Genomic DNA, 14,125 nt, shown 5'->3' on the forward strand with positions numbered 1-14,125 from the left:
CATATAAAGTCTCCAACTCTCATATAAAGTCTCCAACTCTCATATAAAGTCTCCAACTCTCATATAAAGTCTCCAACTCTCATATAAAGTCTCCAACCGTCTAAAAACGAATGGTTTCTGGGCACAATCCCATTATTAGTTGATAAGTGATGGCTATGGTACAATGGGCGTGTGGATATTAAAACGATTACTTTCGGGAAAGGTGGATTGCATGAAAATAAAAACAATTGAACCGACACCAAGTCCAAACACGATGAAGGTAATTTTAAACGAAGAGCTTGAAGCGGGTGTCAGCAACAACTATAAAAAAGAGCATATTGATTCGGCTCCGCCGTATATTAAGCAGATTCTTCAAATAGATGGAGTCAAGGGCGTTTACCATGTCGCTGATTTTTTGGCTATAGAGAGAAATGGCAAATTTCACTGGGAAGAAATTTTACCGAAAGTTAGAGAAGTGTTTGGAGAAGAGGCGGATACTTCAAATGACGGACAAATCAAGGCAGATGAACATTACGGTGAGGTAGAGGTCCAGGTGCAAATGTTTAAGGGTATTCCACTCCAGGTTAAGCTATCAACAGGAACGGAAGAAAAAAGATTTGGACTGCCGAACCGTTTTGCTGATGCCATGTCATCGGTACAATCGGAAGGGGATAATTATGTCCTGTTGAGAAAATGGAAAGACATGGGAGTCAGATACGGTGATCTTGATGAGATTGGACAACAGGTCACAGAAGAATTGGGCGCTGCATATCCTGGCGAAAGATTGAGACAGATTATATCAGATGCCAATAGGCCTGATGGCCAAAACGCGATTCAAACAAGAAGGTTGATCAAGCTCACTCCAGAAATGCTTGACGAGTCTGATTGGCGGAAAAGATATCAACTGTTAGAGCAAATGGACACGCCTGTGATGGAGGATATTCCGGTGCTTGAAAAAGCTCTGCATGATGAAAAATCTTCCATACGGCGACTTGCTGTTGTTTATCTTGGCATGATAGAGGATAAATGCGTTCTCCCTCTTTTATATGAAGGATTGCACGATCAGACGGTCACAGTAAGAAGAACGGCAGGTGATTGTCTTTCGGATCTTGGCTTTGTTGAAGCCATGGAGGAAATGAGTCAAGCATTGAAGGATAAAAGCAAAATTGTCCGTTGGCGCGCTGCGATGTTCCTGTACGAAGTGGGGGATGAGCGAGTTTTGCCAGCTCTTAAAGAAGCGGAAAATGATCCGGAATTTGAAGTCCAACTGCAAGTGAAAATGGCTATTGAGCGCATTGAAGGCGGGGAAGAGGCCAAAGGATCAGTTTGGAAACAAATGACGGAAGCAAGGAAACAAATTTCAAAGTAAAGAGATGGAGGAATGACTATGTCGATGGCATATGAGGAATATATGAAGCAAGTGGTCAAGCCGATGAGAGAAGAGCTTGTCCGTTCGAATTTCAAGGAGCTCTTGACTCCTGAAGAAGTTGAAGAGTTCATGAATAATGCAGCAGGGACCACCCTTGTTGTGGTTAACTCAGTCTGCGGCTGTGCTGCTGGGCTTGCGAGGCCGGCGGCTATCAAAGCAATTGAGGAAAGCTCTGTAACGCCTAATCAGCTTGTAACGGTTTTTGCTGGCCAGGAAAGGGAAGCGACCGCGAAAATGCGTGAGTATTTTACTGGATATGAACCATCATCACCTTCAATTGCGCTCCTACAAGGAAAAGAAGTTGTTCATTTCATCCCAAGGGAAGATATCGAGGGGAATGAAGTGGAACATATCGTAGACAACATAAAAAACGCTTTTGAAAAAAACTGTAAGTAAAAGGATTAAGAGCTTTGGGCACATGAGTAGCCCAAAGCTCTTAATCCGCAATTGATAAATAAACAAAAAAGCCTAGTAAAGCAATTAGTCCAATTGAAATTAATGCAGTCATCCATGACCCTCCTTATACAAAACAATACTCATATTATACCTCAACTTAAAATTTTTACCATTCATAACTTAAAAATCTTTCTTATAGGGCAATTCATTCGCATTTCATCAGGCAGTGAACACAATGAAATTCTTCTTCTAGCATTCTCTGTATCTCATGTTAAGTATGGTATAATTTAGACTATCCTCAACATAAAGAAGAGAAGAGGCAGCCTAGAATGCGCAAAATTTCATTAATCCTTCTTATTATACCTATCTTATTTCTTAATTCTGACTTTTCCAAAGCCATCAATATCGGGAAGCCGCTTGGCGAGAGCGAGCTTTATAGTTTGTTAGCTTTGCAGTCAGGGAAACTGCTTAAAGATACCATCATACTGCCGGAAAAAGAATTTGATAAAGAAGAAGCGGCTAAAATTATCAAGAGGTTGGATCACTTGCCGACTTCTATTTTATCTAATATAAACGAAAATGGAATTAAAATTATTCTTTTTGATGGAAAACTGACGGATCAGCCTTTTACAGAGAATTTAAAAGGAAAGGTGCCAAGGGGTTATCCAGAAACTATCTTATGGGATGATTTGCCAGGGGCTGGCGGATCACAATATGTTTTTGTCAAAATTGGCTCAAGTGAAAAAGGAAAAGGCCACAGCTCTGTAAATTTGGAATATCATGAGCTTGCGCATTCCCTTCAGAGATTTTCTTATAATCATGAAAAAGCTGACAAAATCATAACGCAAACGTGGAAAGAGGAAGCTGGCGTCCTATTTCCGAAGCGGGATTATTTTCTTGATTATAAAGAAGAGTATTTTGCTGAATGTTTCGCTTATTACTTTTATTCGAAAGAGACCCGGGAACAATTGAAAATGAAAGCCCCAAAGATGTATACTTTCTTAAACAGTTTATAATAAAGCGAGGGTGTTTTTTATGAAGCAGTATTTGGAATTATGCAATCATGTACTTAAAAATGGAACATTGAAGGAAGATCGGACAGGGACTGGAACAATCAGTACTTTTGGATATCAAATGAGGTTTGATCTGCAGGAAGGCTTTCCACTCTTGACCACAAAAAAACTCCATGTGAAATCAATTATTCATGAGCTGCTTTGGTTTTTAGCTGGAGATACAAATGTGAAATATCTGCAGGATCATGGGGTTAGGATTTGGAATGAATGGGCTGATGAATCTGGCGACCTTGGTCCTGTTTATGGAAAGCAGTGGCGTTCATGGCAGGGAGCTAACGGAGAAACAGTAGATCAGATTAAAGATATACTAGATCAGCTTAGCACAAAACCAGACTCTCGAAGAATGATCGTAAATGCCTGGAATGTAGGGGAGCTTGATAAGATGGCGTTGCCGCCTTGTCATTGTCTATTTCAATTCTATGTTTCAGATGGGAAACTCTCCTGCCAGTTATATCAGCGTTCTGCCGATATTTTTTTAGGCGTGCCATTTAATATAGCTTCCTATGCTCTATTGACCATGATGATGGCACAGGTTACGGGTCTGGAGCTTGGAGAATTTGTCCATACACTGGGCGATGCACATATATATAAGAACCATATCGAGCAGGTGGAACTGCAGTTAACAAGAGAACCAGGCCCACTTCCAAAAATGATCATCAATCCGGATGTAAAGGATTTGTTCGCATTCACCTTTGAAGATTTTTCATTGGAAGATTATAATGCTCAACCACATATAAAAGGAGCCGTGAGTGTATGATTTCTTTTTTGTGGGCCCAAGATGAAAATGGACTGATCGGAAATAATAATGACCTTCCTTGGAGCTTACCAGCCGATTTAAAGTATTTCAAAGAAACGACAATGGGCCATCCGATTGTAATGGGAAGAAAAACGTATGAATCTATCGGCAGGCCATTGCCTGGACGCACAAATATCATCTTGACAAGAGATCAGGATTATCAGGCTGAAGGTTGTCTCGTTTTTCATGCCAGAGAAGACCTGCTTGAATGGATTAAGGAAAAAGGATCAGAAGTATTCATCACCGGCGGTTCTGAAATATTTAAACTTTTTCTGGAAGACGCTGACCGATTGTATGTTACAAAGATCGGGGCTACATTTGAGGGCAATACATATTTTCCTGAACTTGATTGGAAAAAGTGGCGGTTAGTTTCTGCTGAAGAAGGCCCGAAAGATGAAAAAAATCCATATGATTATGAGTTCCAAATATACGAACGGGATTAAAAAAGCGAACCGGTGTGTTCGCTTTTTCTTATGCTAGCTCGCAAATAAAAGTATCAGCTCTGAGGATGTGTAGTATACAGTGATTAAAATTGTGACAGATTCAAGCAGTGACTTGACGACAGAGGAAGCGAATGAACTGGAAGTGATGATTGTTCCCCTAACTATATCCATTGGAGAGGAGTCCTTTTTGGATGGCGTTGATATAACTCCAGAAGAATTCATTCAAAAAATGAATAATTCGAAGGAGTTCCCAAAAAGCTCACAACCAGCGATTGGTGAATTGATTAAGCTGTATAGTCAGTTGACAGAGGACGGGAGTGAGGTCTTGTCTATTCACTTATCTGGGAAGCTAAGCGGAACAGCAGAATCAGCGAAGACAGCTGCAAAGATGGCTGACGGAAAAGTAAATGTGGTAGATTCCCTATTTATCTCCAAAGCGTTGGGCTTTCAAGTTAGGGAAGCGGCAAAAATGGCGAAGGAAGGACGCAGCGCAGACGAAATCATACGAAAAATACATGAGATTAGAAAAAATACCCATTTATTTGTTGTTGTCGATACTTTGGAGAATCTCGTTAAAGGCGGACGCATTGGGAAAGGGACTGCACTAATTGGCTCTATTTTGAATATTAAGCCGATCGCCATCCTGGAAGATGGGGAGTATTCCCCGGTCGCTAAGGTTCGAAGTCAATCACAGGCAATCAAATATATTGTGAAACAGTTTATGAAAGACGTGAAAGGGAAAACAATAAAATATGCTAGCATTGCTCATGCGAATGGACTGGATTTCGCCATAAAATTGAAAGAGCAAATTGAGGAAAAGGCAGATTTCCACTCTATTGAGATACTTTGGACCAGCCCAGTCATCAGCACTCATACTGGACAAGGAGCTATCGGCTTTTCATATTTTGCAGAATGACCAAAAATAGTTATAAAGATCGCTTCTAGATGGGACGCACGGAACAGATGCTTTCTTTAATGGTTTATATATCTTTTTATCCTAAACTGCATATGATGTTATAATGAAAGCATTTAAATAAAGTGAGTGGGCAAGCCAAATGAAAAAAATTGTATTTGCATTAATTTGCTTCATATTATTTCTTTCCGGGTGTGCAAATCAAATAAGGGAACTGACTAAGAAAGAAACGGCAATAGAAGAAAAACAGACGCCTCCCGCAGATTTTATTCCTCATGACATGAAGATAGTTTCTGTTGGGGATTCTTTGACCCAAGGAGTAGGCTCTGATGATCATCTTGGAGGATATATTCCCTTCTTAAAAGCGACCCTTGAGGAATTGAAAGGCATCAACAAAGCAGAATTTGCCAATCACGGCAAAAAAGGAAACAGAACGGACCAATTATTAAAGCGCCTAAAGCAGCCGAAGGTTATGTCAGACATCATGGATGCGGATTTGGTCATCATCACAATTGGCGGCAATGATGTCATGCAGGTTTTTAGAGAAAACCTCCTAGGTCTTAAACTGAATAAATTCATTAAAGCAGAAGATGAATATAAAGGCAGGCTTGATAACATATTAACTTTGATAAGGAGTTATAACAGCGATGCTGATATTATTCTCGTCGGAATCTATAATCCCTTTATTAAATGGTTTTCGGATATAAAAGAAATGGATCAAATTATCGACAACTGGAACAAGGTGAGTTCTGAAACGATCGCAGAGTTTGATCATGCGCTCTTTGTACCTGTCGCAGACATATTTGAAAATAATGAGGAGAGTCTGCTTTATACGGATTATTTTCATCCTAACACTCGAGGGTATGAGCTGATTGCAGAGCGGATTTATGATTACTTAAATGCCGAAAGAAGATTTTAAGTTGGAAGATTGCAGTACGGGGGAAAAATAATGGGTGATAAAAACTATTGGAAAATCGGCTTTTTAATCTTGGCTGCCGTGAACTTGATATTCATTTGCGGAATAGGGTTACTTCTGTTTTTGTCTTCGGATCAAACAGAAATTCCCAAAAATACAACTGACACAAGCACTTACTCTGAATTTACTATAGAGACCCGTAAAGAGGATTTGAACGACCTTATTAATTATTATATAGAAGAGGAAGGGTTAAATGGTCCCATCCACTATAATGTCTTTTTGACTGATGAGGTTGAGCTTTATGGAGAGGTTTCAGTATTTTCACAAGCGCTGCAGTTGAAAATGACTTTTGAACCTAAAGCATTAGACAATGGTGATTTGGTACTGGAACAGAAAGATGTTTATTTGGGCGATGTAAAATTACCAGTCTCTTATATCATGAAGTTTATCCGGGATGCCTATAAATTACCGTCGTGGGTCATCATTCAGCCAAATGATCAGCAAATATATGTGGCATTGCAGGAAATGAGGCTTAACAATGGAATTCAGGTAAGGGTGCAGGAATTTGACCTTGCAAGAGATCGGATATCCATGAAGATGCTCGTCCCTACTGAATAGAATAATGAGTCGTAAAAGGAGGAGTAGCAATGAAAATGGACGATCAGCTGCAATTGGCAACATTTGCTGGAGGTTGCTTCTGGTGTATGGTGAAACCGTTTGACGAGATGCCTGGCATCGAGAAGGTCGTGTCAGGCTACACAGGAGGAACAGTCGAAAATCCTACCTATGAGCAAGTCTGTTCAGGTGTGACTGGCCATACGGAAGCTGTACAAATCACCTTTGACCCGACAGTTATTTCATACAGCAAACTGATGGAGTTATACTGGCTGCAAATAGACCCGACCGATGCAGAAGGACAATTTTATGACCGAGGAGATTCTTATCGTCCGGCCATTTTTTATCATAATGAAGAGCAAAGGGCTATTGCAGAGGAATCAAAGGCAAATTTGGACAAAAGCGGGAAATTTTCTAAGCCTATCGTTGTTGCAATCGAGCCAGCTAAGCCATTTTATGAAGCAGAAGAATATCATCAGCAGTTTTATCAGAAAAACCCTGAACGTTACATGGCTTATCAGCACGGTTCAGGAAGAGCACGATTTATTGAGCGATATTGGGGTGAACACAATGGATCAAAATGAGCTTAAAAATAAATTGACGCCGCTTCAATATGAAGTGACCCAAAATAATGGAACTGAGCCTCCTTTTCATAATAAATATTGGAATAATAAGGCGGAAGGAATTTATGTAGATATCATTTCAGGAAAACCTTTGTTCAGCTCAAAGGACCAATATGATGCTGGCTGCGGTTGGCCAAGCTTTACTAAACCGATAGAAGACAGTGAAGTATTGGAAAAAAAGGATTTTACTCACGGGATGATAAGAACAGAAGTAAGAAGCAAGACTGCCGATTCCCATTTAGGTCATGTGTTTCCAGATGGCCCCGGTCCGGCTGGGCTTAGGTACTGCATCAATTCTGCTTCTTTACGCTTCATTCCAAAAGAAGAACTGGAAAAGGAAGGTTTCGGTGAATTTAAAAAGATGTTTGAATAGCCTATACCTCTGAGCCAATATCCCTCATTTATTAAAAAAATAGGCAAAAGCACATGCGGTCCACAAAACACCTACATAGTATATGGATGAAGAGACTATAAGAAATGAAATGAGGAGTGATGACATGTACGGTGGATATGGTGGATATGGCGGATTCGGTGGTTGTGGATGCGACGGTGGCTTTGTATCCCCAGCATTTGGATATGGCGGAGGATGTGGAGTAGGTGGAGTCGGATTTGGAGGCGGCTTTGCACTGATTGTTGTGCTGTTCATCCTGTTGATCATTATTGGCGCTTGCTGGTGTTTCTAAAAATATAGATGAGAAATTGGAAATTTCTAAAAAAGTGGGCCTCCTGAATAAATAGGGGGCTTTTTGAAACTGGTTAAGCATACTATTATAGAAAGACAACCTCAGGAGTTTTTTGTTTACAGAAATAGGATAATCAGCTATATTGAATGAACAACACAGCTGAAAGGCGTATGGAATCATGAAGAAATCTTTTTATCATTTTTTACTTAAATACCGGCAGCCTGGGTCAAAAGATGATTTAAGCTCTTTTGCTGAAGAAGTATATAAGGATCATGGTTTTCCAAAGGATTCATTGGATTACTATGAAATCAGCGATTACCTTGAATTGAATGGAGGATATCAAACAACGCTGTCGGTCTTCGATGAAGCTTGGGAATTGTACTTGGAAGCAGAGAGCAAAAAATAGAAAATAAAGGGGCGGAATGAAATGTGTGAAATCGATGTGTTTATTGATACAGAAGAAATTGCTGATTTTTTTTACCAAGAACTCATCAAAAGGGGTTTCATTCCTGCAGAAGACGAGATTAGGGAGCTCGCTGATATTACGTTTGAATATTTATTGAAAAAAGATATCATTGCTGAAGAATGGGATGAATGATCGATAAGAAAGGCGCAAGGCGTTGAGCGCCTGTCAGGCTCAGAACGTGACATCCTGTACAGAAATGGAAATTTGATTTTTGAAATGAAAACGATAAAAATGTTATACTTTCTTTATTTTCGATGAAAAGGGGGGAGCCACAGCTTCCCCTTAAGCTTTTTGATAATGTAACGTCTGTTCTTCCCTTGTTTTAAAAAAGTCTTCTAAATAATGCTTCTCAAAAGCGGCTGCAGCGGAAATCAGGCGTTGTTCATTTAATTTTCCTCCCACAAACTGAACACCTGCCGGAAGATTTTCGTCAGTGAGTCCAACCGGGATCGAGATGGCAGGGTGGCCCGTTAGATTGAAAAAGGATGTGTACCGAATCAGGCAGTCAAATAATTGCTCTGGCTCTCCGCCGATTTGGACAACTTCTTCTCCAATAGGTTTGGGAAGAGCCGGCAGGGTCGGTGTTACAATCAGGTCGATGTTGTTAAATACACGATTGAAATCTATGGTTATTTCTTCTTTCCGTCTTAAAGCATTAATATAGTCGACTGCCCGGATCGATGAACTGGATTCCATGACTGCTTTTACATCGTCTCCGTATTTCTCTAACTCACGCGCAATTTTCTCTTTATGAACATACCCCGCTTCTGCAACTGCCAAGGTAAATGTGATGGAAGATGCTTCTTCAACATGCGGAATTTCCACTTCAATCAGTGATGCGCCCAGTTTTTCAAGTTTATTTAACGTATCTTTGTATACCTCTGAAATCTTTGGCTCCATCCGCTCTGTAAAATAATTGACAGGGACGCCTATTTTCCAGCCTTTTAAACTAGCGTTATCATAGGAATAGCTGATATCCGTCATTGCCTTCATTACTAAAGCAAGATCAGCCGTATTTTTGGCAATCGGTCCGATATGGTCCAATGACCATGAAATGAGAGTAGTGCCGGCATTATTAATGAACCCGTGCGTGGGCTTTAATCCGATTAAGCCGCAGCAGGAAGCAGGAATTCTGATGGACCCTCCCGTATCTGTTCCGATGGAAGCAACGCTCAAATTAGCTGCGACTGAAACTGCAGAACCGCCGCTTGATCCTCCAGAAATATAGTCTGGATGCCAAGGGTTTCTCGCGGGACCATAGAAAGGATTATTGTTTGTGATCCCAAAGGCAAATTCATGCATATTCGTTTTTCCTATCATAACGGCGCCTTCATTCTGCAAACCTTGAATGACAGGGGCATTTTCAGCGGGGACAAACTGGCGGTCAATAATGGAGCCACTAGTTGCCGGTATTCCTTTTACATAAATATTATCCTTATATGAGAGCGGTATACCTTCCAGCTTTCCAGCCTGTCCTATTGACCAGCGGGTTTCGGCTATTTCTGCCTGATGCATAGCGGTTTGTCCGGTTATTTCGATAAAAGCATTAAGCGATTCAGCCTGCTTAGCTCTTTGTAAATACTCTTTCGTCACTTCAACAGGGGAAAACTTCTTTGTTCTATAACCTTCCAGCAAGTCCTGAATTGTTACCATATTTTTACCTCCTCTAAAAATGCTTTTAATCTTAATGAATACTAGTTTAGCATATATAGAGAATAACTTTATCCAAATTTCTAAAAATTTAGTTGATTAAATATAACTAAAAATGTATAATTCGTTTATAAAATGATATGAGAGAAGGGTACAGCCATGGCCAAAATGTATACGATGAGCGATCTGCAGAGGGTTGTGATGGAAGCGGAAACACCGCCTCCTTGTGACCATACAATGCAAATAAAAGTTAACAAAGCGGAAAATGGCATTTCTCGAGGTGATTGGAAGGTGGACGGTAAGTACATAAACGGATCGGGAATAATTCACTAAGAGCATTTGAAGTGAAAACGTTGATTTGACTGCATTTCGATGGTACGTAAAATGGATGAAATGATTAAAAATGAATAGGTTCTCCGCCAAGATTCCGCCAGAGGAAACGGAGAAAAACGAGGGATATTGTGTAAAAGCAGTATCTCTTTTTTATTTTTTATTTGTTTTGAAGTCGCTGTATATTAGGGTTTTTTGGGTATTCGTTTTTTAGAGAGTGAGATTAATATTTATAATATTATTAGTACTTCAATACTATCTTTGAAGGTTATTCTCCGCCAAAAGTTATTTTTAGTTGTGAACAAACTTAAGGAGTTGAATAAAAACTACTATTTGAATTAGGACAATTAAGTGAATCATTTAAAGGCTATTGACACACTAGGAAAAATTGTTAAAATAGTAATGTCCAATTATTTTGACATAGGTGATACCATTGAAAAATAAAATTAAAGAAATACGAAAAAAACTGGGGATAACACAAGAGCAACTTGCCAAGGAGTGTGGAGTTGTTAGACAAACAATAAATTGTATAGAAAATGATAAATATGATCCTACACTGGAGTTGGATTTTAAATTATCAAAAACATTAAAAGTAAAGGTAGATGAATTGTTTATTTATGAGTAAATTTCATTTGAATTATATGCTGACCATGAAAGATATTGTGAGGGAGGGTAATGAAATTCTACATCAACCAACACAAGATGTGATGATACCTCCTTTAGAAGAAGATAAGGAAATATTAATTTGTATGATGAATTTCTTGAAAAATAGTCAAGACCACGATTTGTCTGAAAAATATAAATTGCGAGCAGGAGTTGGCTTATCAGCAAATCAGATTGGTTTGAATAAGCGGATGTTCGTTGCTTTTTTAACAGATGAGAAAGGTATCCAACATGAATATATGCTTATTAATCCTAAAATAATCAGTCATTCAATTTCTATGATTTACCTACCACCGAGTGAAGGTTGCCTTTCAGTTGATAGGGATATAAAAGGATTTGTCCCTAGATATGAGAGAATTAAAGTGAAAGGATTTAATATAAAGGGAGAAGAGATAGTGTTGAAACTTAAAGGTTATTCCTCTATTGTTATTCAGCATGAAATAGATCACTTAAACGGAATCATGTTTTATGAGCGTTTTAATAAAGAAAATTCTTTTAAACTACCGGAAAATTGCAAAAGTTTGTACTGAATTTCCAAATTGTTGCTACAAGTTCATGTGAAATATAGTAAATACGAAAATAAACGTTTTATTTAAATTTTGTTTGTACTTTGGAAAGGATGTTTTATAAACTATATTACTGAAAGATGGAGAATGACAAGAAGTTTATGAATCATAAAACAATATATTATTTTTGTATAATCAATTCTATGAATGTGTAGTGTGTATCGTTGCTACAAAGGGAAACTATATAGAAATCCTTAGTTTTAAACACTTTCACAAGCATTTCGTGTTTGTAGGAGAAGGTGAAAAAACGAGAAATAAAGTACTGAAAAACCACATTACCGTTTCAGTGGTAATTGATCTGGGGTGTGGGAACACAATAGAATAAAAAATGTAAGGCGTTCAAATAAAATGAACGTCTTTTTTTACGCCTAAAAACGGAGAATAGAAGGTGGAATATGACAAAACTTACTTTAGGAAGTTTATTTGATGGGATAGGTGTATTTCCATTAGCTGCTTCTCATTATGGGATTCAACCAATATGGGCAAGTGAAATAGAAAAATCCCCCATATCTATTACGAAACGACATTTTCCTAACATCTATCATTTAGGGGATATTACAAAAGTAAAAGGGGGAGAAATCTCACCTGTTCATATCATTACATTTGGTTCCCCTTGTCAGAACCTATCCAATATTGGTAAACGAGAAGGTCTTACAGGAAGTCAATCGAGTTTATTTTATCACGCAATCCGAATTATAGAAGAAATGAGGTGTGCAACGAATGGAACATATCCAGTTATCGCTGTTTGGGAAAACGTCATGGGAGCTTTTTCATCAAATAACAGGCTGGATTTTAAGGCCGTGCTTGAATCGTTCACAAATACCGAAATTCCAATGCCTACTTCTGGAGTCTGGGCAAATGCTGGAATGGTCCGAGGGAATGATGTTGATATCGCTTGGCGATTGTTGGATGCCCAATATTGGGGAAAGCCCACACTCGCTCAAAGAAGAAGACGTATCTTTCTCGTGGCAGATTTTGGGGGATCACGTGCCACAGAAATATTATTTAAAGCCCGTGATTTGCAATCGGTTTTTACGTCTTGCAGAGAGAGCAGGCTGTCCTCCCCCATTACCAGTAGAATATCTACTCAAAAAGCAAGGGGGAAAATACCCATCATCCGACCCTTTCAAGAAAGAAGAATGCGAAGTACAGCCAAAGAAAAAAATAAAAAAGGGTTCCAAGGAAGCTTTGGAAAAACAAACGATCCCTTCCCCACTTTGTTAGCGGGATCAGTCAATAACTTTTCTTTTTGGTACGAAGACGAAGAAAAAGAGGGCTATATCCGACAACTTACTCCATTAGAATGTGAACGTTTGATGGGATTACCAGAGGGATGGACAGCCCTTGGACATAAAGACGAAGCGATAAGTGATTATGCTAGATATAAAGCAATTGGCAATGCGATAGCTGTACCATGTTCGGAATATATTATGGCTGGTATTGCAGAAGTTTTATAGATTAAAAAACTAACGTGTGACAAATTTTATCTGTCATGATTTTTTATTGCCCAAAATAAGGTGGTGTGTGATTTATGGACGTATAGATTATCGCATTCAAGAAGCGTAAGGAGTGTGATGTTAAATGAATATCTCTCGTTCTCCGCCTTAATTGAAAAGTGAAATTGGACCATTCAAAATAAAAAACACTTTGATACAGTCTAAAATACAACACTATTAATATTGTTTGTTATGAAGATAAATATTTTTATTGTATAAATTTTATTTAAGTTAAAATAAAGGGACATTTTCACGTTAAATCTATTAATCGTAAGTTTTAATCGGAAAAAGATTGCAAAACGTCAACTGAGATGATATGATACTTCTAAACTACATAGTTAGGAGTGTCTCTAATGGCTATCGCTACCGATATGGAACAAATCGTTATAGAAGGTATTTTACACGCAATGTCGATTACTAATAAAGATGTTGTAGATGATTTTGAAGAAGCAATTTCAAAAAGTAATAAAAATGGATTATATGCTAGTGTATGGGCAAGAAGAAGTGACGACTTGGAAGCTCAGTTTAGCAAATTCGATGAAATAGAAGTTTTTCATATTAAAAGGACAAGTCTTTGGCAAATTGACCCTGTTTTTGATCGTAGTAATGGAGTATTATATCTATTATTTTCCGCAAATAATTTGTCTCAAGTCAGAAAAAAATATATGAAAAAAGGAGAAAGCTCCCATTATTCTGTTAGTTTTTTGCTAAAAAACATAGGTTTACTGCCAATGGATAATGAACAATTGGAGTTTATTCCGATTGCTAATGAGGAGATAGAAGAACTAAATCTCAAAAGACAAAAAGATATTGAGAAAATGATTGGAAAAGATGCTTCGAATATAAAAAATGTGAAAATGGTAAGTGTTACTTACCATGAAGATGAAGCAATCGCAGCATTATTGCAAGAATATACTTCTGATTTCTTATTGTCGAGTGAGAGGGATATTTCTGATTTATTGGATACTCAATATTTTGGAGACAACATCATGAGTGATGATACAAGTGATTCTGTTGAGTCAAGACAGTCCTTGGTAACGTTAAAAGATATAAATAAAACAATAGATGATTAAGTAAATAGAAAGAGT

At 38.3% G+C, this 14,125-nt stretch carries 19 protein-coding genes; 18 read left to right on the forward strand and 1 reads right to left on the reverse strand.

The window, feature by feature from the left end; all coding sequences use genetic code 11:
• Nucleotides 1-211 precede the first annotated feature (211 nt).
• The 13 genes from H9631_RS07295 (at nt 212) to H9631_RS07355 (ending at nt 8,464) form a co-directional block, all read left to right on the forward strand.
• A complete protein-coding gene (locus H9631_RS07295) occupies nt 212-1,348 on the forward strand; it encodes a conserved virulence factor C family protein (RefSeq protein ID WP_191811407.1) in 1,137 nt (378 codons plus the stop codon).
• Nucleotides 1,349-1,366: 18 nt separating this feature from the next.
• Entirely contained in the window at nt 1,367-1,804 is a 438-nt protein-coding gene (locus H9631_RS07300; RefSeq protein WP_191811408.1) for a BrxA/BrxB family bacilliredoxin, read from the forward strand.
• Nucleotides 1,805-2,133: 329 nt separating this feature from the next.
• Nucleotides 2,134-2,820: an anthrax toxin lethal factor-related metalloendopeptidase gene (locus H9631_RS07305; protein ID WP_191811409.1), complete on the forward strand. Its 687-nt coding sequence runs from the start codon at nt 2,134-2,136 to the stop codon at nt 2,818-2,820.
• A gap of 19 nt (nt 2,821-2,839) precedes the next feature.
• The gene (locus H9631_RS07310; protein WP_191811411.1) at nt 2,840-3,634 is read left to right on the forward strand and encodes a thymidylate synthase; all 795 of its coding nucleotides are present in this window, start codon (nt 2,840-2,842) and stop codon (nt 3,632-3,634) included.
• Nucleotides 3,631-4,116: a dihydrofolate reductase gene (locus H9631_RS07315; RefSeq protein WP_191811413.1), complete on the forward strand. Its 486-nt coding sequence runs from the start codon at nt 3,631-3,633 to the stop codon at nt 4,114-4,116. The genes H9631_RS07310 and H9631_RS07315 overlap by 4 nt, the downstream gene beginning before the upstream one ends.
• Before the next feature lie 79 nt (nt 4,117-4,195).
• Nucleotides 4,196-5,032 carry a DegV family protein gene (locus tag H9631_RS07320; RefSeq protein ID WP_191811415.1) on the forward strand — a complete coding sequence of 279 codons (837 nt, stop codon included), beginning with the start codon at nt 4,196-4,198 and terminating at the stop codon, nt 5,030-5,032.
• Nucleotides 5,033-5,171: 139 nt separating this feature from the next.
• A complete protein-coding gene (locus H9631_RS07325) occupies nt 5,172-5,948 on the forward strand; it encodes an SGNH/GDSL hydrolase family protein (protein ID WP_191811417.1) in 777 nt (258 codons plus the stop codon).
• Between the two features lie 30 nt (nt 5,949-5,978).
• Nucleotides 5,979-6,563 (forward strand): YpmS family protein, encoded by a 585-nt coding sequence (locus tag H9631_RS07330; protein ID WP_191811419.1) that lies wholly within the window; start codon nt 5,979-5,981, stop codon nt 6,561-6,563.
• 35 nt (nt 6,564-6,598) lie between these two features.
• Nucleotides 6,599-7,144, forward strand: coding sequence for a peptide-methionine (S)-S-oxide reductase MsrA (msrA, locus tag H9631_RS07335; RefSeq protein WP_191811539.1), 546 nt, complete (start codon nt 6,599-6,601; stop codon nt 7,142-7,144).
• Entirely contained in the window at nt 7,131-7,556 is a 426-nt protein-coding gene (gene msrB, locus H9631_RS07340; protein ID WP_191811421.1) for a peptide-methionine (R)-S-oxide reductase MsrB, read from the forward strand. The genes msrA and msrB overlap by 14 nt, the downstream gene beginning before the upstream one ends.
• 124 nt (nt 7,557-7,680) lie before the next feature.
• Complete coding sequence (locus H9631_RS07345) at nt 7,681-7,866, forward strand: YjcZ family sporulation protein (protein ID WP_191811424.1); 186 nt, start codon at nt 7,681-7,683, stop codon at nt 7,864-7,866.
• 178 nt (nt 7,867-8,044) lie between these two features.
• On the forward strand, nt 8,045-8,272 hold the full coding sequence (locus H9631_RS07350; RefSeq protein ID WP_191811426.1) for a YozE family protein: 228 nt from the start codon (nt 8,045-8,047) through the stop codon (nt 8,270-8,272).
• Between the two features lie 21 nt (nt 8,273-8,293).
• A complete protein-coding gene (locus H9631_RS07355; RefSeq protein WP_191811428.1) occupies nt 8,294-8,464 on the forward strand; it encodes a YozD family protein in 171 nt (56 codons plus the stop codon).
• 150 nt (nt 8,465-8,614) lie between these two features.
• On the opposite strand, the gene H9631_RS07360 is transcribed toward H9631_RS07355, so the two are convergent.
• Entirely contained in the window at nt 8,615-9,985 is a 1,371-nt protein-coding gene (locus H9631_RS07360) for an amidase (protein WP_191811430.1), read from the reverse strand.
• Between the two features lie 156 nt (nt 9,986-10,141).
• Between H9631_RS07360 and H9631_RS07365 the strand changes: the two genes are divergently transcribed.
• The 5 genes from H9631_RS07365 (at nt 10,142) to H9631_RS07385 (ending at nt 14,110) form a co-directional block, all read left to right on the forward strand.
• Nucleotides 10,142-10,315 carry a hypothetical protein gene (locus H9631_RS07365; RefSeq protein WP_191811432.1) on the forward strand — a complete coding sequence of 58 codons (174 nt, stop codon included), beginning with the start codon at nt 10,142-10,144 and terminating at the stop codon, nt 10,313-10,315.
• Between the two features lie 430 nt (nt 10,316-10,745).
• Nucleotides 10,746-10,937, forward strand: coding sequence for a helix-turn-helix transcriptional regulator (locus tag H9631_RS07370; RefSeq protein ID WP_077702570.1), 192 nt, complete (start codon nt 10,746-10,748; stop codon nt 10,935-10,937).
• Nucleotides 10,930-11,505, forward strand: coding sequence for a peptide deformylase (gene def, locus H9631_RS07375; RefSeq protein ID WP_077702571.1), 576 nt, complete (start codon nt 10,930-10,932; stop codon nt 11,503-11,505). The genes H9631_RS07370 and def overlap by 8 nt, the downstream gene beginning before the upstream one ends.
• Before the next feature lie 431 nt (nt 11,506-11,936).
• Complete coding sequence (locus H9631_RS07380) at nt 11,937-12,998, forward strand: DNA cytosine methyltransferase (RefSeq protein ID WP_188733405.1); 1,062 nt, start codon at nt 11,937-11,939, stop codon at nt 12,996-12,998.
• 392 nt (nt 12,999-13,390) lie between these two features.
• The gene (locus tag H9631_RS07385) at nt 13,391-14,110 is read left to right on the forward strand and encodes a DUF5986 family protein (RefSeq protein ID WP_188733404.1); all 720 of its coding nucleotides are present in this window, start codon (nt 13,391-13,393) and stop codon (nt 14,108-14,110) included.
• The last annotated feature ends 15 nt before the right edge of the window (nt 14,111-14,125 follow it).

Origin of the sequence: Bacillus norwichensis, assembly GCF_014836955.1 — a bacterium.
Classification (GTDB): Bacteria; Bacillota; Bacilli; order Bacillales; family Bacillaceae_C; genus Siminovitchia; species Siminovitchia norwichensis.

Bases quoted from the DNA above. Each gene is read 5' to 3' on its own strand.
- def (WP_077702571.1), top strand. From the start codon at position 10,930: ATGAGTAAATTTCATTTGAATTATATGCTGACCATGAAAGATATTGTG.
- H9631_RS07345 (WP_191811424.1), top strand. From the start codon at position 7,681: ATGTACGGTGGATATGGTGGATATGGCGGATTCGGTGGTTGTGGATGC.
- msrA (WP_191811539.1), top strand. From the start codon at position 6,599: ATGGACGATCAGCTGCAATTGGCAACATTTGCTGGAGGTTGCTTCTGG.
- H9631_RS07355 (WP_191811428.1), top strand. From the start codon at position 8,294: ATGTGTGAAATCGATGTGTTTATTGATACAGAAGAAATTGCTGATTTT.
- H9631_RS07295 (WP_191811407.1), top strand. From the start codon at position 212: ATGAAAATAAAAACAATTGAACCGACACCAAGTCCAAACACGATGAAG.
- H9631_RS07330 (WP_191811419.1), top strand. From the start codon at position 5,979: ATGGGTGATAAAAACTATTGGAAAATCGGCTTTTTAATCTTGGCTGCC.
- H9631_RS07380 (WP_188733405.1), top strand. From the start codon at position 11,937: ATGACAAAACTTACTTTAGGAAGTTTATTTGATGGGATAGGTGTATTT.
- H9631_RS07385 (WP_188733404.1), top strand. From the start codon at position 13,391: ATGGCTATCGCTACCGATATGGAACAAATCGTTATAGAAGGTATTTTA.
- H9631_RS07315 (WP_191811413.1), top strand. From the start codon at position 3,631: ATGATTTCTTTTTTGTGGGCCCAAGATGAAAATGGACTGATCGGAAAT.
- H9631_RS07305 (WP_191811409.1), top strand. From the start codon at position 2,134: ATGCGCAAAATTTCATTAATCCTTCTTATTATACCTATCTTATTTCTT.
- H9631_RS07310 (WP_191811411.1), top strand. From the start codon at position 2,840: ATGAAGCAGTATTTGGAATTATGCAATCATGTACTTAAAAATGGAACA.
- H9631_RS07325 (WP_191811417.1), top strand. From the start codon at position 5,172: ATGAAAAAAATTGTATTTGCATTAATTTGCTTCATATTATTTCTTTCC.
- H9631_RS07360 (WP_191811430.1), bottom strand. From the start codon at position 9,985: ATGGTAACAATTCAGGACTTGCTGGAAGGTTATAGAACAAAGAAGTTT.
- msrB (WP_191811421.1), top strand. From the start codon at position 7,131: ATGGATCAAAATGAGCTTAAAAATAAATTGACGCCGCTTCAATATGAA.
- H9631_RS07365 (WP_191811432.1), top strand. From the start codon at position 10,142: ATGGCCAAAATGTATACGATGAGCGATCTGCAGAGGGTTGTGATGGAA.
- H9631_RS07300 (WP_191811408.1), top strand. From the start codon at position 1,367: ATGTCGATGGCATATGAGGAATATATGAAGCAAGTGGTCAAGCCGATG.
- H9631_RS07350 (WP_191811426.1), top strand. From the start codon at position 8,045: ATGAAGAAATCTTTTTATCATTTTTTACTTAAATACCGGCAGCCTGGG.